Consider the following 26,372-nt stretch of genomic DNA (forward strand, 5'->3'; position numbering starts at 1 on the left):
GTTCGTTAAGAACAGGCCGTTTACCTGAAGGGGATTTTTTTCTATGCTATTTAATTCGTTTAGCTTCCTGAATCTTTCTAATCAGCATCGTCAATGGTCAGTATAGATTTCTCTTGATCCCAGGACACGTTCAAGCCCAAACCACGCAATACCTCAAAAGGCACTGTGGTTGCTCCCGAATAGCTATTTATGGGTTCAGGTAGCTGCATGACTTGCTCTTCAGATGCATCTCCGGAAGTTAAAACATACTTTGTTTCGTTAGGGCGGATTGTGATTGTCCGATTGTTATATTTCAACGTATAGTGGTCCAGGCTACCTTTCATCTGACGAACCTCAAATTCTGCTCCAAGTGCTGTGACGATGGCTTTGATGGGCAGTTGCACGGTCTTAGGCGTTTCAACAGCGGCATACATGGACTGAAATAACTCACTGTTCAGATATACATCCGTACCAATTTTGGCTTGAACGGGTTTGTAGACCATGCCTCCAGATGACGTTGCTGGTGCCCCCGCTTCCTCGTACTTATCACTTCCCCAGCCCCAGACGGTTCCATCCGAGGATAAGGCAAGACTGTGATAATATCCTGCTGAAATATCGGTAATACCGGATAGATGGTTTACTTTGCCTTCTTTGCCGTTCACGCTCCTTCCGTAGCTGTACACCTCACCGGATGTCGTGAGTAATAACATATATTGCGAATTTCCATCCATCTTCTTCACCTTGAAGTCGTAATCAAAAGCGATCGCTTTCCCTGTATCGTCCAAACCCCAGACTTTCCCGTTCTTATCCAGTGCAAGCAGGGATGTATCTGAACTTGTGATCGATGATATGTTGGTCAGGCCTTTTATTTTGGTAGGTTTGGACAGGCCTTTACCGGGTTCGTCTGGCTCATTCCACGTCCATATGGACCCATCTTTCTTCAGAGCATATCCATGCAGACCTGCGGTTTCAATCTGGATGATATCTTTCAGTCCACTGATCGCATGCGGTTTACGTATGAGATCAGAATCGCTTCCTTGAGCCGCCGGGTGCTGCCATGACCAGACTGTCCCGTTCTGGAGAAGGGCGACGTTGAAAGTACCAGTCACCACATCCTTCGCAGAGTGGATGCTTTCGACTTTGCTGGGTAGTTTACCAGCACCCCACTCCCAGACCGTTCCATCCGCCTGAACAGCTGCATTGATTCCACCACCGGCGGCGGAAATAGCTATTACATTGGATAGTTCCGGTATTCGGATTGGACTAGACGTATGACGATATCGGACCTTTTCGCTTATACCCAGTTCTCCGAACAGATTACGGCCCCAGGTCCATACCGAACCATCACTTCTCAAGGCGACTGTGTAATAATAAGCTCCCTCTACAGCGGTATAATGTAGCTTCTTCTCTGTGTTTGCTGCATTCGATTGAACAGAAGTGTTACTGGCGGAATGCTGTACGTTAGTGGCTGCGTGAGTAATTGGCTCAGCTGTCAGCTCCAACAACAAGCTGGACGCAACTAGTGCTGTAGCCATTGCAATGGCGAATCGTCGGGACGATTTACCTTTCCCATTGGGTCTATGATTCAAGCGTGAAGTGGAGCGTTGTTTGTCTTTTGCTGTATCATCGGATGGGTTAACCGAACGCATGGTATCGCCTCTTTTTCGGATGAGATGGACGTGAATAATGCATTGTTATATAAACACTTTATGGAGGATTGAAGTTACATACAAATAAGAAAATTTATTTATATTGAAGATCGGTGCTGAGTGTGTTTAAGTTTTTTTTAACCAGCACATAGGTAACATGTACGGAGTCCTTAGCGTTATTAACATGAGGTGATTGGATGAAAAGAGTACTGCTCACGCTTTCGTTAGCGTTAATGATGTTAACAGCCTGTGAGGCAATTGATCAGACATTGGATTCTCCAGTAATCTTGAATTCATTTCCGGAAATTATTGAGCCACATAACCCTGAGCAAGCGGAGCAAAGCGGGGATGTCGTTGTACTTTTCGAAGGCATGCGGAACGGGGATAAATGGACTACATTTATGAAGAATGTGGAGAAAAACGGCAGGATCAGGTTCGTGTGACGATGTATACCATTGAAGGTGGGGCCATCATCTATGAATTGATATACGATGGCTCAGCTATTCAATCGACTTATGATGGCTCAAGGGATGCCTATGGCTCCAAACAAGGGATCACTACCAACACCTGCAAAGGGATCGGTACAATGAAGAGTGAGCAAGGACGTGTTTTTTACGTGTTAACCGGGTGTGAGAAGGAAAGGAGTACCTTTTCGATGCCCAAGTTGTAAATAAACGATCAGGACATGCGATGCATCGACTCATGGTCGTAAATAATAGAAAATCCTGCGAAGCTGAAGAAGCTTTGCAGGAATATTTTGCTGCCTTATGAGAGGTATAGCCAAACGTCGGAGTCCCGCACCATGTATCACGTTACTGTTGGTCTGACGCAGCCCAAAAGGAAGAAGGACTGACCGCAGAGGTGTCGGTGTCCATCCATTCGAGGGGCTGCGTTCCGTATTGCTTCTGAAGTCGTCTGACTTCATCGATCAGCTTGCTTCCAATGGAGGTTTTGTACTGATCATACAAAGGCTCCCAAGCGGTTCGCCATTCCTGCAGCGTGGAATCATCCAGCTGGATAATCTGCATGGCAGAGGACGTTTGGATACGGCTCCACTGCTTCCGATTCAGTTCGACGGCATTGCGATTGGCCCATTCGGTCGTTTCCTGCATAGCACTTTCAATCTGTTGCTGAAGCGGGTCAGGAAGCCCTTCCCAGAAATCCCGGTTCATCAATACGCCGTAACCCAGATAGCTGTGGTTCGTAATCGTCAGATGATGCTGTACCTCATAGAGGCGCTTGGAGTAGATATTCGAGATTGAATTTTCCTCGCTATCTACGGTCCCTTTCTCCAGATTTTTATAGATCTGATTGAAGGGGAAGGTGTACGTTGCAGCTCCGAGCATGCGATACTGTTCCTCAATGACACGACTGGGCTGAATGCGCATCTTAAGATTGCGCACGTCTGCCGGATGCACGATGGCCGAATTACTGGAGGTGAACTGGCGAAATCCGTTTCCCCAGAAGGCCATAGCGATCATGCCGTTATCCCCGGCTGATTTCCGAAGCTCTTCTCCAATCTTCCCCTGAAAGGCAGCCATGACGGCCTGTTCGTTTGGAAAAGCAAAGGGCAGGTCCATCACCATCCATTGCGGAATAATCTCGGAGATATTGGAGAAGCTTGGGGCAATCATCTGCACGTTGCCGTCCTGCAGCGCCTCCATCTCGTTGCTTTCGTTATATAACATGCCGTTGGGAAAAAGCTCCACGTGAACGCGTTTGCCTGTTTTTTGCTCAACCAGTTGCTTGAATTTCTCCGCAGCCTGTCCCTTGGGTGTATTTTCCGCTACCACATAACTGAATTTAATGACAATATCCTCATGCAAACCCGTTTGTTCATAGTCGTAGACGACGGGCTCGGCGGTTAAGTGGGAATAGAAGCCGATCACCGTCGCTGTAAGCAGCCCGAACATGACAAACAGGCCGATCCCCCAAAATGATTTCATAGTATGCATCCCTCCGGTTGCTCAGCAGGCTGTTTATAGTTTATCATACGCTAAAGGATTTGTTGCAAGCGGTATCAATTCTTATTCTGTTTATCAGGTACTGGAGGTACATCGTGCGCAAAGGACTCCGGATTAAAGGAAAGATTACGATTCTGTCGTTTGGCATTGTGCTGTTTGCCCTCTGCATCGGAGGCATTATTTTGACCGGACATATTGCTGCGTTAAAGGAGGATGAGCTGGGACAGCGTCTGCTGATTACGGCTCGCACCGTTGCAGAGCTTCCGGCTGTGGCGGAAGGTCTGGAAAAGATGGACAAGCGCCCGACGCTTCGGGATCTGGCTGAACGTATTCGAATTGTGAATCATATGGACTACATCGTCATTATGGATATGAATGGAACTCGCTGGACACATCCGGCAGACCGGATGATCGGAACCTCTTCTGGGGGAATGGATGAAAGGGCCGCCTTTGCCGAGCATACCTACCTGTCGAAGGCTCAGGGGGAAGAAGGTATTGCCCTGCGGGCATTTGCGCCAGTCATGAACGCAGAGCGAGAGCAGGTGGGTGTTGTGCTTGCCGGCAATCTGTTGCCGACACTGGGTGCCGTTATTCACGGAATGCGGAGTGAAATTTATGTCATTTCGCTGCTTACACTGCTGTTCGGTATTTGGGGCTCCTGGCTGCTTGCAATCCATATCAAACGGCGAATGTTCGAACTGGAGCCCGAGGAGATTGCGAGGCTGCTTGTTGAACGGACGGCCACCTTTCAGGCTATGCATGAGGGTATTGTGGCGATTGACAGCCAGGAAAAGATTACGATTTTTAACGACAAGGCCAAGGAAATGCTGCGTGTTGCCGGAGATGTCATCGGGCGTCCCGTTCAGGAGGTGCTGCCGGATTCAAGACTGCCAGCCACACTTCGGAGCAACCGTCCGCTGTATAACCATACGGATTTTGTCGGCCCTGCCCATATTGTAAGCACGCGGGTTCCGATCACGGTGAAGGGAAAAGTGGTGGGTGCGGTCTCGATCTTTCAGGACCGGACGGAGGTCACACGCATGGCCGAGGAGCTGACCGGGGTAAAAGAATTTGTGGAGGCGCTGAGGGTGCAGAGCCATGAATATATGAACAAGCTGCACACGGTTGGCGGACTGCTTCAGCTGGGGGATGAGCAGCGAGCTCTAGCTTATCTGTATGAGGTGGTCGAGCAGCAGGAGGGCTTGCTGCGTCTGGTGAATCAGCGCATCCGGGTGGACAGTATCGCAGGCTTGCTGCTCGGCAAGATCAGCCGTGGAAGGGAGCTAGGCATCGAGGTCCGTTTGGACAACCATAGCTGGCTGGAAGAATTGCCGTCTGCGTTGGATCATCATGACATGGTGGTCGTTCTGGGTAATCTGCTGGAAAATGCATTTGATGCGCTGCAATCTAATACAGATGGACATAGAGAAGTTTTTATTAGTATTGAACAAAATGAAGATATTTGCTCCGTGCTGATTGAGGATAACGGCCTTGGCATGAGCAAGGAGACCCTGACGCACTTGTTCGAGCTGGGCTATACGACAAAGCAGGGCAATCATCGGGGTATCGGCATGCATCTGGTGCACAGTATTGTGGATGAGGCTGGCGGCAGGGTTGATATTGACTCCGCAGAAGGCGAAGGCACGAGTATTATGATTATGTTGCCCATGTGGCGAGATTGGGAGAAGGGGTATGATGAAGAAAAACAATCCAACAACCGTCGTGCTGATTGAAGACGATTCGATGGTGCTTGAAATTCATAGGCAATTTGTGGAGCGGGCAGGGCCATTCCAGGTCATCGGAACAGCCTCCAACGGACGGGAAGGCATGGAATTGATGCGCAGGCTGAAGCCAGACTTAGCGATTCTCGATATGTACATGCCTGTGCAGGACGGCTTGACCACGCTTAGTCAGCTGCGCAGCGAGGAACTGAATATCGACGTGATTGCGATTACGGCCGCTAATGATCTGGAGACGATTCGCAGGGTGCTGCAATTGGGTGCTGTGGATTATATTATGAAGCCTTTTCAATTCGAGCGAGTCAAGCAGGCATTGGAGCAATATGCGGCCAAGAGGGGCAGTCTCACAGGCGAGATCTCCCTATCACAGACCGAGCTGGACCGTTTGCTGTATGGGCAGGAGCGAGTGGAATCCGTAGTGAAGTCGGAGGAGCAGGATCTGCCTAAAGGTCTTCAGGCCATGACGCTGCGTCAGATTGTTCTATTTATGGAGGAGCAGACGGGTTCCCGCTCGGCGGAGGAGGTTGCAGAAGGCACAGGTCTTGCCAGAGTAACGGCACGCCGATATTTGGAGTATCTTCAGAAGCAAGGCCTGCTCTTGCTGGATGTGCAGTATGGCGGTGTAGGCAGGCCAATCAATCGTTATCAGTTCAAGGGCAATCCCCGGTAGGTGGGAAAGGCAAGGCTCAACGAAGCATGAGGAAGAGGAAAGGTTAGGAGCAACGCAAGACACACAATATAATATATAGCGGAAATTACCTTCGCGGATATCAAGAATCGCCATGTGTGGCGGTTCTTTTTTTTGTGATGCGAGCGAGACCAAAATAAACAAAAAGAACAAAAAGGTCAAATTATTCCCAACTCTTTATGTAAGCGGTATCATTTTGTCAATGACATAGATCACAAAAGGAGATGGGCATGAGATGAGTATTCCGGCAGGTACCAACACAAGCATTATTCTACGCATGGAGCTGGATCGGGGTATGGCCTCCTTCGGGGGAATTGCTACCGCAATCAGCGAAGCAGGCGGAGATATTATAGCTATTGATGTCGTTCGGAACGACAAGCTGACCACAACGCGTGATCTGACGGTAAATGTGACGGATAGCAAGCATAGAGAGCTGATCGTGGAATTGCTCGGCAAGCAGGAGGGGGTCAGGGTCGTTCATGTCTCGGATCAGACGATGCTGATGCATCTAGGCGGCAAAATTGAGATGAATCCGAAATATCCGATCAAAAACCGGAACGATCTGTCCCGTGTCTATACGCCTGGCGTTGCCCAGGTATGTACGGCGATTGCAGAGAAACCATCGCTGGCTCACCAGCTTACCATTAAGCGCAATACTGTAGCTGTTGTATCTGACGGTTCAGCTGTGCTGGGGCTAGGCAATATTGGGCCTGAGGCAGCTATGCCCGTGATGGAAGGCAAAGCGATGCTGTTCAAACAGATGGCGAATGTGGACGCGTTCCCGATCTGCCTGGATACGCAGGATACCGAGGATATTATCAAAATTGTCAAAGCGCTCGCCCCAACGTTCGGCGGGATTAATCTGGAGGATATTTCGGCTCCTCGCTGCTTCGAGATTGAAGAGCGGCTGATCGAGGAGCTTGATATTCCTGTCTTTCATGACGATCAGCATGGAACCGCGGTCGTACTGCTGGCGGGCCTTCTGAACGCATTGAAGCTGACGGGCAAGCAACTGGAAGCCTGCAAAATTGTTGTCTGTGGTCTGGGCGCTGCCGGAACCGCATGCGCCAAAATGCTCGCCGCAGCCGGGGCCACGAACATCATTGGTGTCGACCGCGAGGGCGCGATCCAGCGCGGGGCACGTTATGAGAATAGGGGTTGGCAATGGTTTGCCGAGCACACCAATCCGTTCGGAGAAGCCGGAAGGCTGGCTGACGTAATTGTTGGGGCAGATGTATTCATCGGTGTCTCCGGGCCGGGCGTACTAAAGGTGAATGACCTAAAACGCATGGCCCCGGACCCGATTGTGTTTGCCATGGCGAACCCCACACCGGAGATTTCACCTGAGGAAGCCGAGCCTTATGTGCGGGTTATGGCAACGGGTCGATCGGATTATCCGAACCAGATTAATAACGTACTGTGTTTTCCAGGCATGTTCCGGGGATTGCTCGATTGCCGGGCTGCCCGTGTTACCGATGAGATGAAAGTAGCGGCAGCCAAAGCGATTGCTTCGGTTGTGAAGGACGAAGAGCTGAACGAAACCTATATTATCCCGAGTGTGTTCAATCAGGCGGTTGCTGAGCGGGTGAGCGAAGCAGTCATTGCCACGGCACATGAATCGGGTGTAGCTCGCAGAAAGCATGACAAGGCCGTACCTGTGCTGAACTGACAGCGTGAACAAGGAGGTTGTAACGATGAAAAAGAAGAAGCTGTGGAAAAATCTGTCCATTCAGGTGCTGACGGCGATTGTGCTGGGGATTATATTCGGTATCGTACTCCCGCAATATGCCAGCCAGATGAAGATCATCAGTGATATTTTTATCAAAATGATCAAAATGGTCATTGCTCCAATCGTATTCATGACCATTGTTATCGGCTTCGCCAATATGGGCGATATGAAAAAAATCGGGCGGATTGGCGGCAAAGCGCTGCTGTATTTTGAAATTGTCACCACACTGGCGATGGCCATCGGTGTCACGGTTATGTATTTGGTTCGTCCCGGCGAGGGCATGAGCACACAGGGAGTGAAGTCGGACGCAGTGGCCAAGTTTCAGGAACAGGCCGCGGAATCCAGTCACGGCTTCCTCGATTTCCTCGTCGGCATCGTGCCGGACAATGCCATTGGTGCTTTTACCGGGGGGGATATGCTGCCTGTCCTGTTCTTCTCCGTGCTGTTCGGTCTTGCTATGGCGGGAATCGGAGAGAAAGCGAAGCCGGTGACCCATTTTCTTGAAAGCGCTAACGAAATCTTCTTCCGCATTGTTGCGATGATTATGAAGGTGTCTCCGTTCGCTGCGTTTGGGGCGATGGCTTACACGATTGGCAATTTCGGTGTAGGCTCCCTGTTCTCCATCGGTAAAATGATGGGCTCGGTCTACTTGACCATGTTCCTGTTCATCGTTATTGTTCTTGGCCTCATTGCGCGAATGAGCGGATTCAGCCTGTTCAAGCTGCTGCGCTTTATCCGGGAAGAACTGCTGCTCGTACTGGGGACTTCATCTTCCGAGTCGGCCTTGCCGCGTGTTATGAACAAACTGGAGAAGTTCGGGTGCTCCAAGCCGGTCGTCGGTCTGGTCGTACCCACCGGGTATTCCTTCAACCTGGATGGCACATCGATCTACTTGTCCATGGCGGCTATGTTCATTGCCCAGGCGTATGGGGTTGAGCTGACGATCACTCAGGTGCTGGTGCTGCTCGGTGTGCTGATGCTGACCTCCAAAGGCGCTGCAGGTGTTACCGGTTCCGGGTTCGTCACGCTGGCTGCAACGCTCGCGGCCATTCCGAACAACGTCATTCCGGTTGAAGGCATGGCTCTGCTGCTCGGCGTAGACCGCTTTATGTCCGAGGCCCGCGCCATTACCAATATTGTCGGCAACAGCGTAGCTACAGTCGTCATCGCGAAGAGCGAGAATGAATTCACCTCGCTGGAGGAGCAGGAACTGAAGCTGCGATCAGTGCCCTCTCTTAAAGTGGAAAGTAATACGGATGCGGCAATCTGATGAAGAAGTAGAGTTTACAATTAAGGTATAGCAATGACAAAGCAGGACGTCGTATTTATTACGAGGTCCTGTTTTTTGGGGTTAGATGAGATTGAGACGGTCGGAAGGAATGGAAAACAATTGCTTTTTGCAATATTTGTTTTTTATGCTATCTACATAGAATTACATAGTAGGTGGTGTGTGAAGCTGAGAAATGAAATGATTAAAGGTTACATTGATGGCATTGTGCAGTCTGTTCTTAGCAAGCAGGACGCATACGGCTATGAAATTTCCAAAACGGTGCATGACGAGACCAGCGGACAGTTTGATTTGAAAGAGGGACGTTATAACCCGCACTCAAACGAATGGAGGCTAACGGGTATATCGAGGGTTATTGGGTAGAGCAACTTGGAGGCCCACGCCGACGATATTACCACATGACCCCGGAAGGCCACACTCAGCTCGATAAATTGAGGACATCATGGACGGATAACATCAAAATCATCGATATTTTCTTGGGAGGGAACCTTCGTGGGAATCATTGAACGTTCCATGCAACAATTCAGATCCATCTCAGAACTGCACAGAACGGTAACCAAAGAAACGTATGGATTCAACATGAGAGCTATTCTATGCTGTGCTTTATCGAGTTTTGTCCTTTTTTATCGTGACACTTGTGGGTGACTAATAGCGAATCAATACGGCGTACATAACCGATATATCGAGCTTATGCTTATTGTTTTAATTACCGTGAGTTATTTGTGCCGCTGTTATTCACTTTAGGATATCTGCAAGCTTACTTTCATGTGATGTATCATTATTGGGGTGAAGGATTTACGTTCACTCTGTTTGAGAAGTTATTTTTTAGTGGCGTGCATCATTCGTCTGACGGGGTTGAGTTCACTTTATTCGGCGCTTTGTTCATGGTTGCGCAGGCGCTCGTCATTTTCGTTATAAGTAAAAATCGTTATATCTCCCTACTTCCGTTTGTCTTTTCCTCTTTGTATGCATTGGTTCATATGCTGATGTTCAGTCTTTATTATGCATTTTTTACGTCTGACCAGTTCAGTTCCTCGGTAACTCAGGGATACGGTGTATTCATGGAAGGCAATGTGCAGCGTTTGATGGAGATAGGGATGATTTGCTTATGGGTGCATTAATGTATGTGTTATTCAAGGTGTGGGGGAAGTTGATGGCAAAAAGGAAGTTAATTTCCGCTTCATAGACGAGTATGCGGGGAATTGCACATGCACTGATGCACAAATCAGGTATCTAAAAGGGTGTTGCACATCTATCAGATTACCTATGATCAAATGAATCCTCCGGTTGATTCCAATCACTCTGCTAACTTATTTCAACATAGGGATATATCCTCCGTTCAGGTTGATGGTAAAGATGGGATGCAGCGAATTGAGGTATAGACTATGGCAGAGGCTCTTGTCTCATTTATATTGGGCTTCCATCATAGTCATTAGCACACTCTCCGAATGTGCTAATGACATATATATAGGGCATACACACTGTGTGCATCGGCCTAAGGGAGTGACTATTTTGAAGTATCTGAAAAAGAGGATAGCTACGCCTAAACGATTAAGATCCAGACGTTCAATATCGAAATGCAGAAACAAGTCCCCGGGAAAACGCAGGAAGTGCCACATTATTCGTAAACCCTGTCGGAGAAAGCGTCGCTCCCTCCGACCAAAGCGTCCAATAAGACAACTGAAAGTAGTCTGTGGCAAAAAAATCATTGCTTTGCCGAGGGGGATTGGCGTCAACCCGGTATTTCCGGAGCCTGGGTCCCGGCTCGCTCCGATGAGACAACATGAACCGGAGACGGTCGGACCGCCCGGAATGCAAGGTCTAGTGGGGGGGCAAGGTGCCGTAGGCCCTGCTGGCACTCACGGCGAGCATGGCGTGCCAGGCCCTGTTGGCTCTCCGGGCAAGCAAGGCGACCCTGGCCTTCCCGGAGCGCAGGGCCCCGCTGGCCCTCAGGGCGAGCAAGGTGACCCGGGCTTGCCCGGAGCGCAGGGCCCCGCTGGCCCTCAAGGCGAGCAAGGCGACCCTGGCGTGCCCGGAGGGCAGGGCCCCGCTGGCCCTCAGGGCGAGCAAGGCGACCCGGGCCTGCCCGGAGCACAGGGCCCCGTCGGCCCTCAGGGCGAGCAGGGTGACCCGGGTGTGCCCGGAGCGCAAGGCCCCGCTGGCCCTCAGGGCGAGCAAGGTCCGCCGGGCAGCATACCCGGAATTGAAATCATTCCTACGGTAAACCGTTACTTCTATTTTCCAGACACCGATCTTAATTTATCGGACTCGGTTACGATTCCCGTGGGGGAATTCGTGAATGACGATGGTCGGAGTGTATCCGAATTTGCAGGAATAGGACTTACCAGTATCTACAATCTTTATATCAACGGGATCCTACAGCCAGGTAACTCATATGACGTAAGTAAGGTTATGCTATTTTTCCCTTCACAAGGTGGTGTGCTCTTTGCTGGAACGCCGATCATTGTGGAGATAATTCAACTAACAGCAAATATAATAAATGGTTAAATTTGGTCAAACCTCCTCGTGACTTCGCCTTCACTTCTCTCGAAACTACCACATATACTATGTCAGGTAGGAGGTGAGAACCATGCCACTCGTAACCCCATTTCAGAACAGTGTAAGATTTGCTGCAACCATTGGTGACGGAACGGGTACCGGAGCAACGTTTGCGATTGCTGCAACTGCTTTTACAAACGACGCCGGTGCATCTGCAACTGCATTTCCAGGCACTTTCAATTATTATAATCTTTATATTAACGGCATTATGCAGACAGCAGATACTTCCACTGTTACAACCACTACAATTACGATTCCCGGTGGAGACGCACTGAATGCTGGAATTCCAGTTGTAGTACAATTCGTCGTGTCTTAATGCTTACCTGAATCCTGCTGCATCATTACCTTGTTCGACTTCTATCGCAGATAGAAGTCGTTCTTTTTTTGTACAAGGCACCAGTCGACTCTAAGGGAAGTATGCACTAATGCGCAAAATAGCTGCCTAAGGGATGTTGCCCAATTACCGGATAACCTATGAGAAAATGAATCCTCTGTTTGATTCCAATCCCCGTTCTGACTTGTTAAAATTTAGGTACATATACTACGGTCAGGTTGGCGGTGAAGACGGAATGCAACGAATCGAGGTACATCCCGACTTATTGGACGAAAAAGCCCGGTTGGTCCAGCAAAAGAAGCTAGAACTGGAGCGAATGGTCCGAGAGCTTGAAAAAGCAATCTACCTGTTGCAATCGGAGTGGTCTGGTGTGACAGGGGAACGTTTCTTTTGGGATTTTATGCAGGTGAAAGAAGTTTTCCCAGCCACATTGGGTCTTTTGGATAAAATTCAGAATGAATTTATTTTTATAGCGAAGAATTTTAGAACAGCGGATGGTTCGGGTGAGGTTGCTCTATATATACCTGAAGAACTGAAACGAAATTTCGGTGTTGGACTGCTCGACAAGTCGGTTGGAGAGACCGTAACTGGGATTGGACAGACAGCAGAGGCTCTCTTCTATGACCCATTTGGTACGGTGACCAGTGTGGCTTATGCTATGACCTTGGGCAGAGTGGTCGATGTTGGGCGAGGCATTAAGTTTGCTTGGGATGCAGCCTGGGGAAACGGAACAGCCAGGTCTGATGTAGGTCAATTTGTGGATGAGCAGAAGAAACAGGTGGATGAGAGTGGGGCCGGGTACTATAGTGGTTCTGTGATGGGACAGGTATTGGCCTATGCTTTTGTTGGCAAGGCGCTTCGTTCGGTGGAGAATAAACATAGCGATCTGGGAGGATCGGGTGGAGGTAAGTCGGAGTCAGGTGGGATTTTTAAGTATAACGAAAATTTAAAACTTAATGAGATCCAACAAAAAAAGATATCTGAGTACATTGGAGTGAATTCCGATGAGCTTATAAGTTCAGGACTTGCCAGTGAGGACACATTAAAAAAGATTCTGAAAAATTTAAAAGAAGGATCAAAATCCGGTAGGGAAGGTTTTAGACTGGAAGCTGATACTGCTAAGTTATTACTTGATAATAAAATAAAAATAACAGAGGCTGGTACAACTTATAATGCTAAGGAATTAGGTGGTAGGATAGGGGAAATTGATCTGGGGACATCGAATTATATTATTGAATGTTTCAATGCTACTGGGGGTAAATCAAAATCAATAAGTGATTTTTATAAATACTTTGAAGGCGATGTTAAGCAGCCACATATAAATCCTGAACATAAAGGAGTTATTCTATATGCCCCAAATGGTATTGATACTGTGAAAGCAAAAAATATAAGTTCAATTGGTGTTCAAATTGTAACATCTCCAGAGGAATTAATTAATACCCTAAAAGGAGACAAAAGATAATGTCACAATCCAATATAGTAATGTACATGGAAGAAGAACTTAGTATTGAGAAATTAAACAGTGTGCTGTCTGAGTTTGGTGCCAAAGATCAAATATCCTCTTGGGGAATAGAAAGTTCCAACAGTTGGATATGGGTTAACTATTATATTCTTAAAGATAATGATGAGATAAGGAATATGTGGTTTGATATTTCTAAGGATAAGGTTAAAAATACTATTCTGAAAACTGCATTATTTATTCAACCTAGCAAGGATCGAAATGCTACGTTTTTGGCGTTATCTTTTTGTAAAGAGATTTACTCAATCCTTGATAAAAGCAAAGATGTGTTTATATATCATGGTGATAGTGGATTATTTGTTAATGATGAGATAGAGAATCTGAAATTTAAAAACACTCAACAATTTTATGACTCTAGACTAATTAATGATGAAATAATCGAAGGTATTATCCAATGTTTATACGAAGAGTTTGTCGGTGGAATAGAGTGTATTGAAGAAGACGGTGGATGGGATGGAGAGGAGTTGCAATACTTAGATTTATTTAGGAACCTTTTTGAGATGAGAGACGATCTAAAAGTTCAATCTTTAAATAAGTCACTTAAAGAAAAGATAAATCATGTAGATGAGTTGATTTTGAGATTATTGATTATAGATGATGAAAAATTATTGATAACTGCTGGGGATGAGAATAGAGATTTACCTATTAACAGTTGGTGGTGGCATCTTGATAAAGTGGATTCAGGAATACTCAAAGTACATATCAAGGAGGGATTTGTTAGTTACCAAGGCCAAAATAATGATAATGATCGATAAGTATGTTTTAAAATCAATAATTAATAGAAATAAATTGAAAATACTTGAACCACAAAGTGATTTTGAAAAGAGTTTTTTTTTGTTCCAGTTGCAACAGAATCTTTTTTTAAGGATTGCTGGAAACCCGCTGTTGAAGTATTAGATTTAAAATGGATAGATCCCTTTTCAACTGGTGTTTATGTAGAAGAGGAAGATGTTTGTTTATATAGGTTAGAGGATCTATATTTTATGAGTGTAGTGACTAAATAAACTAAGAAAATATATTTCAGGTATTTCATTAAATATCTAATCAAGAAGAATTGAAAGAGGGTCATTTGAGATGAGTTCTTTAATTTTTTTGAAAAAGATAGAAAATTACATTCCTGAAAAAGCTATTGAGGATTTTAAGAAAGCAGCGCAAAAAGCGAATATGTTTTGCATTTTGATAAAAGATAAATACCGTGATGATCTCTTTATATCTGCTGAAGGGACACTATCAGAAGTTGATGAATCTTCTTTTAAAAGCATAGAGAATAAGGACAATTTAAAGTATTTCACATTTAATGTTAATCAAGTAGAAGAAGATTCAATTGATAGTTTCACTTGGCTTACTCAAGACGAAAATTACTTCTGGGCTTTAGATATTGAAAATATAAATCATGAGTACAAGTTTATCTTTAGATTCGTTGTAGAGTACTTTAAAGATAATATTCAAGATTATCTATGGTTTGATGATGCTGAATGGTATTACACCGCTGACGATATTTTAAAATTAAGTCAGATGCCATATGACCCGAAGTGGTGCAGTGAAAAGATTGTCTAGTTTTATACATTTGAAAATAATGAGGTTTTAATAAGGATTAGACATCGGCGAGGAGTATTGAAAAAATGGGAATGTCATCTTTTGTATTATTTAAACGTGGAGAAAGCACGTCAGCAAATAATTTATTGAGTACTATTAAAAATATATGCATGAAAGAGAAACTTTTATTTGATAATGATGAAGAAACTTACAATAGCGAAGGTACATTAAAATACACTCGACGATATATATAAAACACGCCATTCAAGGAAAATTACTCAAGGACGCTTAGCTTTAGTGTATATGATGAACCTTATGAATTTCAAAACGTTACTTATGATTGGGATGATACGCAAAATGAATATTTTAAAGCAGTAGTATCTGATGACTTTGATGATAATGAGGACTTATTATTTAAATTCCTTTTTGCTTTTCTGAGCGAATGCCCCGATGCAAGAGTATGGATTGAGGAAGATTGGTTTTACAATTTGGAAGATATGAAAAAGATAAAGGCATCCTACAATTATAATTGGTGCTATATCAATCCCAAAAACAACATTTAAATGAAGCACAATAATTAAGATTCAGGCACTTCTACCAGATCGTAAGTAGAGGTGCTATTTGCTGTTTTATCCAAACAAATAATTCCGTGGTATAATTATAAAAAATACGATAAGGAGTTGACGTATGAGGAAAATTTCTCTAATGTTCATTGCTTTGTTCATGGTAGCGATCGCGTTCTTACCACTTTCCGCATCTGCTGCTTCGAAAGCAGACTTTCGCAATGTAAAGTGGGGCATGAACACTAAACAAATCAAGAAACTAGAAAAGGACAAACTGATTGATTCAGGAAGTGTTAACCATTTTTCATACCTTACATACAGTTCGTCGGTCTCCTCAACATCTGCAGAGTTATCTTACTTGTTCTACAAGAACAAACTGGTTCGTACTATCTACGAAGTGAAGGGTAACACGCTTGCGACTTCTGAAGATAAAATGAACACATACTACGGCATCAAAGATGCCTTGGAAGACAAATACGGTAAACCTACCAATTCGACTGATAAATACATCGTTGGTGCAGAGTCTAGTCTAACGAACGACGACGCATTGGACCTGAGTAGGGGGAACATTATGTTTAAATCACGGTGGGTAATCAATAATAAGAAAACAGAAGTTGCGCTTTATCTAGATCGATACCAAGGACAACCACGTTTGCGCATCTTGTACTCAGATCGGACAAATAACTTAGACATTGATAAGTTGATGTATTCAGATGGTTTGTAAGGCATAATACGATGATATTCAAAAAGGGGCGCTCCTGTCATAGGGAGAACTCCTTTTTTGGTATCAAATCAACTAATGAAAAAATTCCCATACTGGACGATAATATAGTAGAAGTATTACTTACCTATACCGATTATATAGCTCACCATATACATAGAGAACTATCCACAACCATCCTACACCCACACGAGGTACATTCATGAAACAAGGCATATATGAACAGCTTATCAACACCATCACCAGGCAGGAGATTTCGGCGCTGGACCCGGATGTGTACAACATTGGGACCGAGAAGCTAGATGTAGAGGAAGCGCGCAAGCTGCTGTCCACGTATTTGGCGGCGGTGACCCGGCGAGCGCTCAAGATTGTACGGGAACAGACGGAAGATAAGACGGCAGTGTTGGCGCAGATTCGAACGTGTAATGAGATTATTGCTACCCTGAAAGGCACACTGGGGGAAGAAGAGTACAACGAATTGCAACTGGATGAGCAGGGGGAAGTGTTGACTCATGTGTATTCCAAGCTGAACAGCATTCGTGCGGTCCGGGATACCAAAATCGTTCGTCCAGATACGCCGATCTCCCAAAGCTCTTTGTTCACAGGTGCGAAGTCCGAACCGAGTATGTTACTGGAGCTGCAAAAGGAGATCGTGACCGCAGATCGGATCGATTGGTTGGTGTCATTTATCAAATTCAGCGGGCTTCGCCTGCTGCTGGAACAGCTCCAACAGTTCACAGCTGGCGGAGGCAAGTTGCGGATCATCACAACCACCTATATGGAAGCAACCGACCTCAAGGCCATTACCGAACTCAGCAAACTACCTAACACAGAGATCCAGATTTCGTATGATACAAAAGTGACTCGGCTGCACGCCAAAACGTACATTTTTCACCGCGATACTGGATTCACCACAGCCTATGTCGGCTCCTCTAACCTTTCCAACCCGGCGCTAACCAGTGGTATGGAGTGGAACCTCAAGGTGACGGAGAAGGATTCACTCGACGTGCTGCGCAAGATTGAAGCGACCTTCGAGAGTTACTGGAATGACCGTGAATTTACGCGATATGTGGCTGAGGATGAAGGGCACGAGGCACAGTTGAAGGCGGCGCTGAATCGCAAAAAAGATCAGTCCAACCATTTCCACCTAGACATCCAGCCTTACGATTACCAAAAAGAAGTGCTGGAACAGCTGGACGCCGAGCGTATACTGTATGGACGAACCCGCAATCTGATCCTCGCCGCCACAGGTGTTGGCAAAACGGTCATCTCTGCCTTCGACTACAAGCGATTCCGTGCAAGCCATGAGGGAGCAAAGTTGCTTTTTGTCGCCCATCGGGAAGAAATCTTAAATCAAAGCCGGGACACGTTCCGGTATATCCTGAAGGATATGAACTTTGGTGAGCTGCATGTCGGGAATCACCGAGCGGAGGCGCTGGACCACCTGTTTGTTAGCATTCAGAGCCTTAACGCCATGAAGCTGACGGAGATCACCAGCCCAGACTATTACGATTACATCATTGTGGATGAATTCCATCATGCGGCTGCACCTTCATACCAGAAGCTGTTGTCCCATTACGAACCGAAGATTTTGCTGGGACTCACCGCGACGCCTGAACGGATGGATGGCAAAGACATTACAGCCTACTTCGATCATACGATTGCCGCCGAGATCCGTCTAACCGATGCAATTGACCGGAAGCTGCTGAGTCCTTTTCAATATTTTGGCGTCACCGATACTGTCGATCTATCTCAGGTGAAGTGGTCGCGTAAAGGCTACGACCTGAATGAACTAGAGAAGCTCTATACCCATAACAAAATCCGTGCTAACCAAATCATCCAAAGTCTGAACAAATACGTAACCGATCTGGATGATGTGAAGGGGCTTGGTTTCTGCGTAGGGGTGGATCATGCGATGTATATGGCAAAAATATTTAACGAAGCGGGCATTCCATCCATAGCCCTGCATGGCGGGTCGAGCGAACAGGAACGTCATTCTGCGAAAGGACAGCTGGTGAACGGGGAACTGCGCATGATCTTTGTCGTTGATCTGTACAATGAGGGCGTGGATATCCCTGAGGTGAACACCATCCTGTTCCTGCGTCCTACCGAAAGTCTGACTGTATTCCTGCAACAGTTGGGACGTGGACTACGGATGGCGGATGGCAAAGAGTGCCTGACCGTGCTCGACTTCATCGGGCAAGCGCATCAGGAGTATAGGTTCCAGGATAAGTTCCGTGCTCTGATCGGCGCTACCAAACATTCCATCTCGTACTACGTTGAGAACGGCTTTTCGAACCTGCCACGCGGCACGTTCATCCAATTGGAAAAGCAAGCGAAGGAATACATCATGCGTAACCTGAAGCAGGTGAGCCGCAATCGGAGAGCGTTGATCCAGAAGCTGCAATCGTTCCAGCAAGATACTGGACTGCCGCTGACCTTGGCTCATTTTGTAGAGCATCACGGGATGACACTATATGAATTGTATGGTGGACGTACGGGCAAAAGGTATTTCCGTGGCATGTTGGCCGAAGCTGGATTAACAGCACCCATTGAAGATGGACACGAGGAGTACATCCGCAGATTCCCATCTGTGTTGACGATTAATTCTCGAGTCTGGCTGACGTTCCTGATCGACTTTATTGAAAAAGGCAAAGAACCGACGACCGCGGATGAACGGCGCATGTTGATCATGTTCTATTATACCTTCCACCGGGCTGCGCCTGAGAAATTAGGATTGAGCAGCATCGATGAGGGAGTACAGCGTGTGCTGTCTTGTGAGGCTTTTCGAGAAGAACTTGTGGATATTTTCAAATATAATCTGGCTCATCTGCGATTTGTGGATAAAAGTAATCCGTTCCCGTACACTTGTCCACTGGATATCCACTGTACGTACTCCATCGACCAAGTGCTCGCCGCCTTCGGTTACTGGAATGCCCAGCAATCACCCGCCTTCCGTGAAGGCGTGAAGTATTTTGCCGATGAACAGACGGATATTTTCTTCATTACATTGAACAAATCGGACAAAGATTTCTCACCATCTACGCTGTATGAGGATTATGCGATCAACGAGCGGCTATTCCACTGGCAGACTCAAAGCAGGGTGTCGGAGCATACGGTTACCGCGCAGCGGTATATCCATCACCGCGAGAGAGGTAACCGGATCGTGCTGTTCGTGCGGGAGTATAAGGAGGAGCATAACTATACATCTCCATTTGTCTTCCTGGGCGAAGCCGATTATGTGAGTCATGAGGGGAACAAACCTATGAGCTTTGTATGGCGACTGCGGGAAGAGATTCCTGTGAAGATGGTGGCGGTGGCGAATAAGTGTATTGTTTGAATTAGTAGAGGGTAAAGCCTGCTGTAGGTAGCAGGTTTTTGTTTGAATTGTATTCATATGAAAGTTCTTGATTATTTGAAAAGAAAATGTCGAATTATCTGGAATAGGATATTCAGACTATTCATTCAAAAGTCATATTAAAAATCATTAATTCAGGGTCTTTTTCCTCATTTTTAATGATAACCGTTGCGATATAAACCTGAAATCAGTAATATTCATGTGTGTTATAACAATGATAGCTCACTAGAAATAATTCGTCTAACAATTCATATTTACTCTTTATCAATACTATATGTCTTTATAAGATTGACAAGTTTAATGATTTGGAAGTTGAAGAGAGTAATTAAACGGCGAATTTCAAATGTGGGCTAAAATTCTCTTAAGCTGGCCAGCATACAAAATTAGAGAGTTTCTGTATTTTTTATTTTTCAGGAGGTTAATCCAATGAGAAAAAGTATAATGTTTTTAGCTGTGATTTTGCTTGTTACTCTGTTTCCTAAGTCAACATATGCTGCAACTGATGATCAATTTACAATAAAGAATGTATATGAATATAACAATGAAACGTATGATAAAATTAAACAGTATGATCATTTAAACGTGGAACTGTTGTCAGAGAATAGCTTATCCATGGTTTTGGATACAGGAGAAGAAATTTTAAATGTGACTGATATTGCTTATGAAATGAACTATGATAGCGAATCGAATACAACTTTAATTTCAGCTAGTGGGATGTTGCAAAATGGTAAATCTTTTGTATTGAAGTTAGGTTACGATCAGAAGGAGAACGCTAACGGAGACATTATTATTACATCCACTTCAGAGGAAAATGAATTTCCTGAAGAGACCTTTATTCGTTTCAATAATAATGAATGGATTTCTTTAAAGGAGATACATGAAGGAATCCAGACTAATGAACAGCCAAGAGAAGTCCCGTCTGTGATCGGACCAATGGCTGCTGCTAATTTGCCTGTTGTTAAGTCGTCTAAATACGGTAAATATACGTTCTCGAATGTACAGTGGAATACAACGAATTTGATGTCAAATAACGACAATAACATGCAAATTAAATTCCAACCTTTACTTTCTAATCTGGCAACATGGAAAGCACCGAATGGGAGTACAGGTCAGCTCATTAAGAAACAATCCGACATCCATACGATTTTAACTCGTTATGAATCTTACGATGTTAATTCGACATATGCTATTGCATACACCAGACCTATTGTTAAGACGTCGAGTCAGCGCTCCATTCCGATTGCTATATCCTATGCAGGAATAGGAACTGAATTCCAGATCCCTATTGGTTCGAGTAACACAAGTAATGAAGGAAACCCTGCTAGATGGGATCTAAAAAGTATGTCGATTCCCCTTCAAGACTCAAGTGGTAGAGATCTTGAAAAATATACAATACAAGGTGTCACAAGTATTACTGGTAAAGGTAAGAATGTGAAAATTCAAGCAGGTGTCTATGTTAAAATTGGGGCATTCTATTCCTTCGGTAATAAGCCTGCTCAGTGGACTACATTTACAGATACTTACACACATGATATAACTGCTAAAGTTCAATAATTGCCTTAACGAGCTTTAGCTCTAAGGAGGAAATATGAAAATACTATTGCTTTTGGCATTGCTAGTTACATTAATTACTGGTTGCAGTTCAAATGACCGAGAAAAGGCTATAGATTATCTTGTAAAGAATCAAACCAATGATGTGACTGTCATCGTTTTTGGAGATAAGCCATCTGAGCGTTCCTACATCATTGATTTGCAAAAGGATCTCCAATTCATCAATGAGAACTTGAGAACAGATAATCCTATTGCGAATGTGAGCTATATTGATGTTAGTGAGAAGCAACAGTATAATTTCGAGGGGATTTTCGAGATCCAAACTTATCCGCATATTATTGTATTTGAAAAGAATCAGACCGTCTTGGAAGCACAAACACCAGATGAAATTGTTCGCTTCTACGAGAAAGAAAATTAGAATTATCTAAACCTTGCAGGGCAAATGCCTTTCAAGGTTTTTCTTTTTAAACATGCTTTGTTAGTAGGCGCTGATAAGTGTATCGTATGAATAGCAAAAGTAAGGGCTTGTGAAAATAAGATTTTTGTTTGAAAGTAGTGGTAATGAGTGGATCTATGCTTGATAATGATTCTATAAGCCTGATTCTCGTTCAATAATCTAGTCCATTAGACTTATATGTAGAAATTTAGATAAATAAGGAAGGTGATAAAGACATGGAAAGTGATGAAGTACATACCTCAAGTAACAAAAGTGGAAATTATAAATTTTGGGTCATAATGGGATTTATATTGATTTTGCTTGCCGTGACGAATCCAAGCAAAGAAGATTTCGTTGAGTGGGTCGTAAAATCTTCAATAGAAGAGTCAGATAATGAATGGGTCAGTGCAGGGATCAATTTGTTTGGGAGTCCAGTTATAAATGGCGTTACTACGCAACAAGATCTAATATTTGTTTCTATTTTTAAAATGGAGATTGGAACAGAAAAAACTTCTACATTGGGTTTCGGAAAACGCTTCTTTATTAGACTTCCTTAATTCTGAAGAAATGAAATTACTGCTATACAGCTGATTGGATAGGAGAATAAAACGATGAAGTATTTACTAGTTATAATGTTGATCATTGTAATTACAGGCTGTGATTCTAGTACCGGTCTGAATAACAAAGAAAATACTATAACTACTGAGTCAAGTACATATAAGAGTGTTGAAAATGGGAAAAGCAATGTGGAGTGAACCACATATCATAACATCAGATTCGGCTTCAGTATTAGTTATCCTGGTGATTGGATAGCAGGAGAGGAATCAGATAATGGAGATGGAAAGCAGCTATATGTGGGTTGGTTATGAGGATGGATGGTTTTACTGGAGTTATCCTGGATGTCTAATGATGAAATTGAATACAACTACTACGTTAAAGTATCAAAAGATTTTTTTGATGAAAACGAAAAAACTATACTTCGTATTGCTAAAAGTATGAAAGCCATTTAAAAGGTAAATCGGTTATATTTATATAAGTTCTAAGGAGAATAAGTGAATGAATGAAATAATATGGCTCGTTATTGGTGTTGTTACATTATCAGTTGTTGCTGGACTATTACAGCCTTCTAAAAAGAAAAAAAGAAAAAAGTCCAACCCACGGAAGAAACAGACTACTAAAAAAACCGTGAGTAGCGGATTTAATCGTGCCTCCTCTACGCGCAGATCAGACGAAGTGATTCTAACTTTACCACTAGATAAAATGACCGGAGCAGAGTTCGAACGTTTACTTACACTCTATTTTAGAGACAACGGTTATACCGTAAAAGAAGTTGGCGTTGGGGGTAAAGATGGAGGAGTAGATCTGGTTATTACGGATAAGCGCGGTGAAAAAACAGCAGTCCAAGCCAAATGTTATGCCGATCATAATAAGGTGCAAGTAATGACTGTTCGTGAGCTGGTAGGTGCGAAAAGGAATCATGACTGTATTTTGTCTCTAATCGTGACCACATCTGATCTTACGGGTCCAGCAAGAAAAGAAGCCGATCAATTCAAAGTGGATTATTGGCACGGTGGTTTAGTAGACAGCAAGCTACGCAGTTGGGGTAAATGGGTGCCATCCAATAGAAAAATGAAAATTGCACCGATTAAGAACGAGCAAGCGTCATCTAAGACATTATCTAATATCAAATGTAGTTGTGGTTCTTTAATGGTTAAACGTAAGAATAAAGCTGGGGCGGAATTTTGGGGATGTAGTAGCTACCCTACTTGTAGAAAAACGAAAGCTATCTGAGTGACCTCAATAAAATGACGGAGAAACAAAGGCAAAGCAGCTTGTAAGCTGCTTTGCCTTTGTTATTTTGTTCAAGATCACTTTAATATTTCACGTATCACATTTTTGGTTAGTTGAATACTATCAGGGGAGGCGTCTCTTAACATTTCTACAATCTCCTGTATAACGACTTCTGACTCTGTGAAATGAAAATCCTCGTCTACATAAGCGAAAAGCTGTATTAAGTTTACTTCAAGTGACTCAGCGATTTTAGCCAGATTCACCAAAGAAACATTCTTTTCTCCACGTTCAATCTGTCCTATGTATGAAAAATGAAATCCACCTTTTTCTCCGAGGGATTCCTGTGAATAGCCTCTTTCTTTGCGTAGTGCGCGAATTCTAGCTCCGACCAGCTTCAAAACTTCTCTGTCCTCGTTCATGGTATTCACCTCTCTATGTTCAAAAGTGTAGACAAGTTTCCTCGAGGTAAACACCAAACAAAGAATACAAATAATTTATTTGATTACTATAGGTATCATTTTAATGTATAATACTGGTATTAACTCTTTGGAGGGATGACAATGGCAAGAAATTGGTCCATAACCGAAGCACATTGTAATCACCAAGTAGATTTTACCCCACGTTCGCAAGACCATGATATCTCCACACAACCTAGATCCAAACATATTCCTGCTTACTATATGCTACGTACCACAATAATGGCCTATCACCAACATGCTAAGTATCATCTCAAACTTGCCGTCATCATGTGTAATCACAATCAGTTTAAAGCCTGCCTAATTCTATGTGATTGGGCTCTAGCCTCCATGATTAAGGCGCTTTATATCCATAAGTATCATTCAGTTCATCCACCCAAAGAACTCACCATGAATGAAATCTTACCATTAGTGCATACGGACACTGAATCTGGACTGGATATTGCCTTGTTCATCGGCACGATGCAACATCTGTCATCTTTAGAGGAACGCCAAGAGGATCAATATTTAGACCTTGATAACATCGAAAAGCTTCTTCAACGAACAGAAGACATATTGGAGGAGTTAGCCACTCGATTGAATGATAATTCAACAAAGTTTTCCTGATATAAGCGTGCCATGATGATCTGGAGGTTCCTTTCACAGGAATGGGACTGGAGGATTATAAGTACTGAAAGGTACTCATTTGGGGAAAGGGAAAATCAGGATAATAGGTGGATGTATTTGTAATAAACTTCTGCTAACATTGTGAAATCCTAATTTTAACGGCGGAGAACGATATGAATACAATTAAAGTGACACCAGAGCAACTTCTGCATGTATCTAAACAGATTGAGCAGGGCAGGCAGCAGTTGGAAGGTATACGTAATGACCTGACTGCAAGGATCGGATTCATCCAGTCTCAGTGGGTGGGAGCAACGCAGGAACGATTTTTCTTTGATTTCCAGCAGTCACGTTCAGTACTTGATCGAGCACTGGAAAGTATGGTTAAGTCATCCCAAGATCTGTTCGCGATTGCGGAGAGATTCGAACAAGCAGATCAGGAACAGGTGAGCTTGGGAGCTGTTGCTGGACAGATTGCTGCCCATACAATGATGAACCATAATACAGGTAACCCAGAAGAGCAACGACGAATGGTATATAATCCTTTGTTTGCAGTTAACATGCCTGCCAGTGAAGCAGAGGATGGGATGCCAGGACAAAAGGAGTTTGTTAAGTATTGGGAACAGGGTGGTACCTATGAAGAAATGAGAGCTGGACCGAAGCAACCGGAGTCTGGCGGTGGGGATATATATGATGAACAGATTAGTGCGTTTAAGGAAGGTCGTCATCCCATAACTGGAGAATCCATACCAGCATGGCAAGCAGCAGTTTCTATAGGAGGTTTACAGACTGCTAAGCTCGTGTTGGCTTTTACAGGAACGTATAATAAGAGTTATAAGGTTCCGAATGGAGGATTGAAGTTTCCAAAGTCTAAGCTAGATAACTTGAATGGTATAAACCCTGTGATACTTAACAGAGATACCGTTATTAGTTCTGCTACTGCTCCCAAAAAAGGTGGAGAAACCGTTGTAGGACATGCTTTGCAGAAACATGCAGGGCGAAACCAAGAAATATGGGGAAGAGTTAGAGGTGGGCCTGAACAAATTAATCAAGTAGCTCAAAAGCATTTACAGGATATACTTGATGCTCCAGGTGAATTTAAGAAAATTACAAACAATAGAGGTATTACTTTCCTCGAAAAGAATTTACCTGATGGTCGCGGAGCAAGGCTTAACCAAGATGGTTCATTCAAAGGATTTATCGATCAATGATGGAGGTTGTGAATTTGGAAAGTTTAGAAATCATTTTAATTGATTTTAACAAAAATAATCTGGATCAATTCATTAAAAATGATTTGAACATTCAGGTGGATCGGATCAAAAGTTCTCACTTTTATGATAACCGTAGTGAAACCGATATTGAATTTCAGCAAATAGAGAGCCTTGAAGAGATTCTTTCTCCTAAGGGAACGGGGAATATATTATTGTCTCAGCTTAACCTGGGCCATACCTTTAACGACGTGATGATTGTATTTTCATTTGATGAGGAATCTGGAGATATTGTAATTAATTTTCCTGAAGAGGAATTGTTCAGCGGAGAAACTTCAGAGACAACGTTAAAAGCTCAGAAGTTAATAGAGTATATTCTTGATATTAAGAAGAAGTATGCAATTGAAAAAGTTAGAATCGGTTATGAACCAGCTATGGATGATGACACTTGCTTGGTCGAGATAGATAAAGAAATGATGGATACGAATGTTATTGTCTCGAAACTGTTGGCTTAAAATCCTTCTGAACCAGAGTTTGATGCAGAAAAATAGACATTAATAATGGCAGAAAGCCCATTTCAACTCGAAAACGAGTAGTCATGGGTTATTTCTATCTCCTCATTCCAATCCAATTGCTTTACAAAATCAACCCATCCCTCCCAATAGCAAATAGTATAATGAC

General features: G+C 44.1%; 26 protein-coding genes. 23 read left to right on the top strand and 3 right to left on the bottom strand.

The genetic code is table 11. The annotated features are described in order from the left end of the window. Positions 1–77: 77 nt before the first annotated feature. Positions 78–1,628, bottom strand: a complete 1,551-nt coding sequence (locus QP794_RS14330; RefSeq protein ID WP_285077615.1) for a stalk domain-containing protein — start codon at positions 1,626–1,628, stop codon at positions 78–80. Between the two features lie 197 nt (positions 1,629–1,825). Here QP794_RS14330 and QP794_RS14335 point away from each other — a divergent pair, with 197 nt between their 5' ends. Together QP794_RS14335 and QP794_RS14340 are read left to right on the top strand one after the other, a co-directional pair. Beyond that, positions 1,826–2,071, top strand: a complete 246-nt coding sequence (locus QP794_RS14335) for a hypothetical protein (RefSeq protein ID WP_285077617.1) — start codon at positions 1,826–1,828, stop codon at positions 2,069–2,071. After that, a complete protein-coding gene (locus QP794_RS14340) occupies positions 2,017–2,298 on the top strand; it encodes a DUF4362 domain-containing protein (protein ID WP_285077620.1) in 282 nt (93 codons plus the stop codon). The genes QP794_RS14335 and QP794_RS14340 overlap by 55 nt, the downstream gene beginning before the upstream one ends. Positions 2,299–2,440: 142 nt before the next feature. On the opposite strand, the gene QP794_RS14345 is transcribed toward QP794_RS14340, so the two are convergent. Next, entirely contained in the window at positions 2,441–3,574 is a 1,134-nt protein-coding gene (locus tag QP794_RS14345) for a DctP family TRAP transporter solute-binding subunit (protein WP_285077621.1), read from the bottom strand. 113 nt (positions 3,575–3,687) lie between these two features. Here QP794_RS14345 and QP794_RS14350 point away from each other — a divergent pair, with 113 nt between their 5' ends. From QP794_RS14350 to QP794_RS14435, 18 genes are all read left to right on the top strand, one after another. After that, positions 3,688–5,325 (top strand): ATP-binding protein, encoded by a 1,638-nt coding sequence (locus QP794_RS14350; protein ID WP_285077623.1) that lies wholly within the window; start codon positions 3,688–3,690, stop codon positions 5,323–5,325. Then, entirely contained in the window at positions 5,285–6,001 is a 717-nt protein-coding gene (locus tag QP794_RS14355; RefSeq protein WP_285077625.1) for a response regulator, read from the top strand. The genes QP794_RS14350 and QP794_RS14355 overlap by 41 nt, the downstream gene beginning before the upstream one ends. A 253-nt stretch (positions 6,002–6,254) precedes the next feature. Further along, the gene (locus tag QP794_RS14360) at positions 6,255–7,688 is read left to right on the top strand and encodes an NAD-dependent malic enzyme (RefSeq protein ID WP_285077627.1); all 1,434 of its coding nucleotides are present in this window, start codon (positions 6,255–6,257) and stop codon (positions 7,686–7,688) included. 25 nt (positions 7,689–7,713) lie between these two features. Then, complete coding sequence (gene dctA / locus QP794_RS14365) at positions 7,714–9,018, top strand: C4-dicarboxylate transporter DctA (protein ID WP_285077630.1); 1,305 nt, start codon at positions 7,714–7,716, stop codon at positions 9,016–9,018. Between the two features lie 180 nt (positions 9,019–9,198). After that, entirely contained in the window at positions 9,199–9,399 is a 201-nt protein-coding gene (locus QP794_RS14370) for a helix-turn-helix domain-containing protein (RefSeq protein WP_285078049.1), read from the top strand. Further along, entirely contained in the window at positions 9,363–9,542 is a 180-nt protein-coding gene (locus QP794_RS14375) for a PadR family transcriptional regulator (RefSeq protein ID WP_285077632.1), read from the top strand. Before QP794_RS14370 ends, QP794_RS14375 begins: the two co-directional genes overlap by 37 nt. Positions 9,543–9,806: 264 nt before the next feature. Continuing rightward, entirely contained in the window at positions 9,807–10,157 is a 351-nt protein-coding gene (locus QP794_RS14380) for a hypothetical protein (RefSeq protein ID WP_285077634.1), read from the top strand. 652 nt (positions 10,158–10,809) lie between these two features. Beyond that, a complete protein-coding gene (locus QP794_RS14385) occupies positions 10,810–11,544 on the top strand; it encodes a DUF4183 domain-containing protein (RefSeq protein ID WP_285077636.1) in 735 nt (244 codons plus the stop codon). 82 nt (positions 11,545–11,626) lie between these two features. Next, positions 11,627–11,911: a DUF4183 domain-containing protein gene (locus tag QP794_RS14390; RefSeq protein ID WP_024628929.1), complete on the top strand. Its 285-nt coding sequence runs from the start codon at positions 11,627–11,629 to the stop codon at positions 11,909–11,911. Positions 11,912–12,044: 133 nt separating this feature from the next. Next, positions 12,045–13,391 (top strand): WXG100 family type VII secretion target, encoded by a 1,347-nt coding sequence (locus QP794_RS14395; RefSeq protein ID WP_285077638.1) that lies wholly within the window; start codon positions 12,045–12,047, stop codon positions 13,389–13,391. Further along, positions 13,391–14,203, top strand: a complete 813-nt coding sequence (locus tag QP794_RS14400) for a hypothetical protein (RefSeq protein ID WP_285077640.1) — start codon at positions 13,391–13,393, stop codon at positions 14,201–14,203. The genes QP794_RS14395 and QP794_RS14400 overlap by 1 nt, the downstream gene beginning before the upstream one ends. Before the next feature lie 319 nt (positions 14,204–14,522). After that, complete coding sequence (locus tag QP794_RS14405; protein WP_285077642.1) at positions 14,523–15,005, top strand: hypothetical protein; 483 nt, start codon at positions 14,523–14,525, stop codon at positions 15,003–15,005. Positions 15,006–15,671: 666 nt separating this feature from the next. Next, positions 15,672–16,271, top strand: coding sequence for a hypothetical protein (locus QP794_RS14410; protein ID WP_285077644.1), 600 nt, complete (start codon positions 15,672–15,674; stop codon positions 16,269–16,271). 199 nt (positions 16,272–16,470) lie between these two features. Beyond that, positions 16,471–19,608 (top strand): DUF3427 domain-containing protein, encoded by a 3,138-nt coding sequence (locus QP794_RS14415; protein WP_285077646.1) that lies wholly within the window; start codon positions 16,471–16,473, stop codon positions 19,606–19,608. A gap of 444 nt (positions 19,609–20,052) precedes the next feature. After that, positions 20,053–21,180: a hypothetical protein gene (locus QP794_RS14420; protein ID WP_285077649.1), complete on the top strand. Its 1,128-nt coding sequence runs from the start codon at positions 20,053–20,055 to the stop codon at positions 21,178–21,180. Between the two features lie 34 nt (positions 21,181–21,214). After that, positions 21,215–21,595 (top strand): hypothetical protein, encoded by a 381-nt coding sequence (locus tag QP794_RS14425; protein WP_285077651.1) that lies wholly within the window; start codon positions 21,215–21,217, stop codon positions 21,593–21,595. 254 nt (positions 21,596–21,849) lie between these two features. Further along, positions 21,850–22,170, top strand: a complete 321-nt coding sequence (locus QP794_RS14430) for a hypothetical protein (RefSeq protein ID WP_285077654.1) — start codon at positions 21,850–21,852, stop codon at positions 22,168–22,170. Positions 22,171–22,669: 499 nt separating this feature from the next. Then, entirely contained in the window at positions 22,670–23,404 is a 735-nt protein-coding gene (locus tag QP794_RS14435; protein WP_285077656.1) for a restriction endonuclease, read from the top strand. Between the two features lie 77 nt (positions 23,405–23,481). Here QP794_RS14435 and QP794_RS14440 read toward each other — a convergent pair whose 3' ends face one another. After that, positions 23,482–23,823 (bottom strand): helix-turn-helix domain-containing protein, encoded by a 342-nt coding sequence (locus tag QP794_RS14440; protein WP_285077659.1) that lies wholly within the window; start codon positions 23,821–23,823, stop codon positions 23,482–23,484. 141 nt (positions 23,824–23,964) lie between these two features. On the opposite strand from QP794_RS14440, the gene QP794_RS14445 reads away from it, so the two are divergent. The 3 genes from QP794_RS14445 (at position 23,965) to QP794_RS14455 (ending at position 26,206) form a co-directional block, all read left to right on the top strand. Then, positions 23,965–24,486, top strand: a complete 522-nt coding sequence (locus QP794_RS14445; protein ID WP_285077660.1) for an SNARE domain-containing protein — start codon at positions 23,965–23,967, stop codon at positions 24,484–24,486. 173 nt (positions 24,487–24,659) lie between these two features. Further along, positions 24,660–25,694: a WXG100 family type VII secretion target gene (locus tag QP794_RS14450; RefSeq protein WP_285077662.1), complete on the top strand. Its 1,035-nt coding sequence runs from the start codon at positions 24,660–24,662 to the stop codon at positions 25,692–25,694. An 8-nt stretch (positions 25,695–25,702) separates the two neighbouring features. Then, complete coding sequence (locus QP794_RS14455) at positions 25,703–26,206, top strand: hypothetical protein (protein ID WP_350338874.1); 504 nt, start codon at positions 25,703–25,705, stop codon at positions 26,204–26,206. The last annotated feature ends 166 nt before the right edge of the window (positions 26,207–26,372 follow it).

This window comes from Paenibacillus sp. UMB7766-LJ446 (assembly GCF_030226665.1).
Classification (GTDB): domain Bacteria; phylum Bacillota; class Bacilli; order Paenibacillales; family Paenibacillaceae; genus Paenibacillus; species Paenibacillus vandeheii.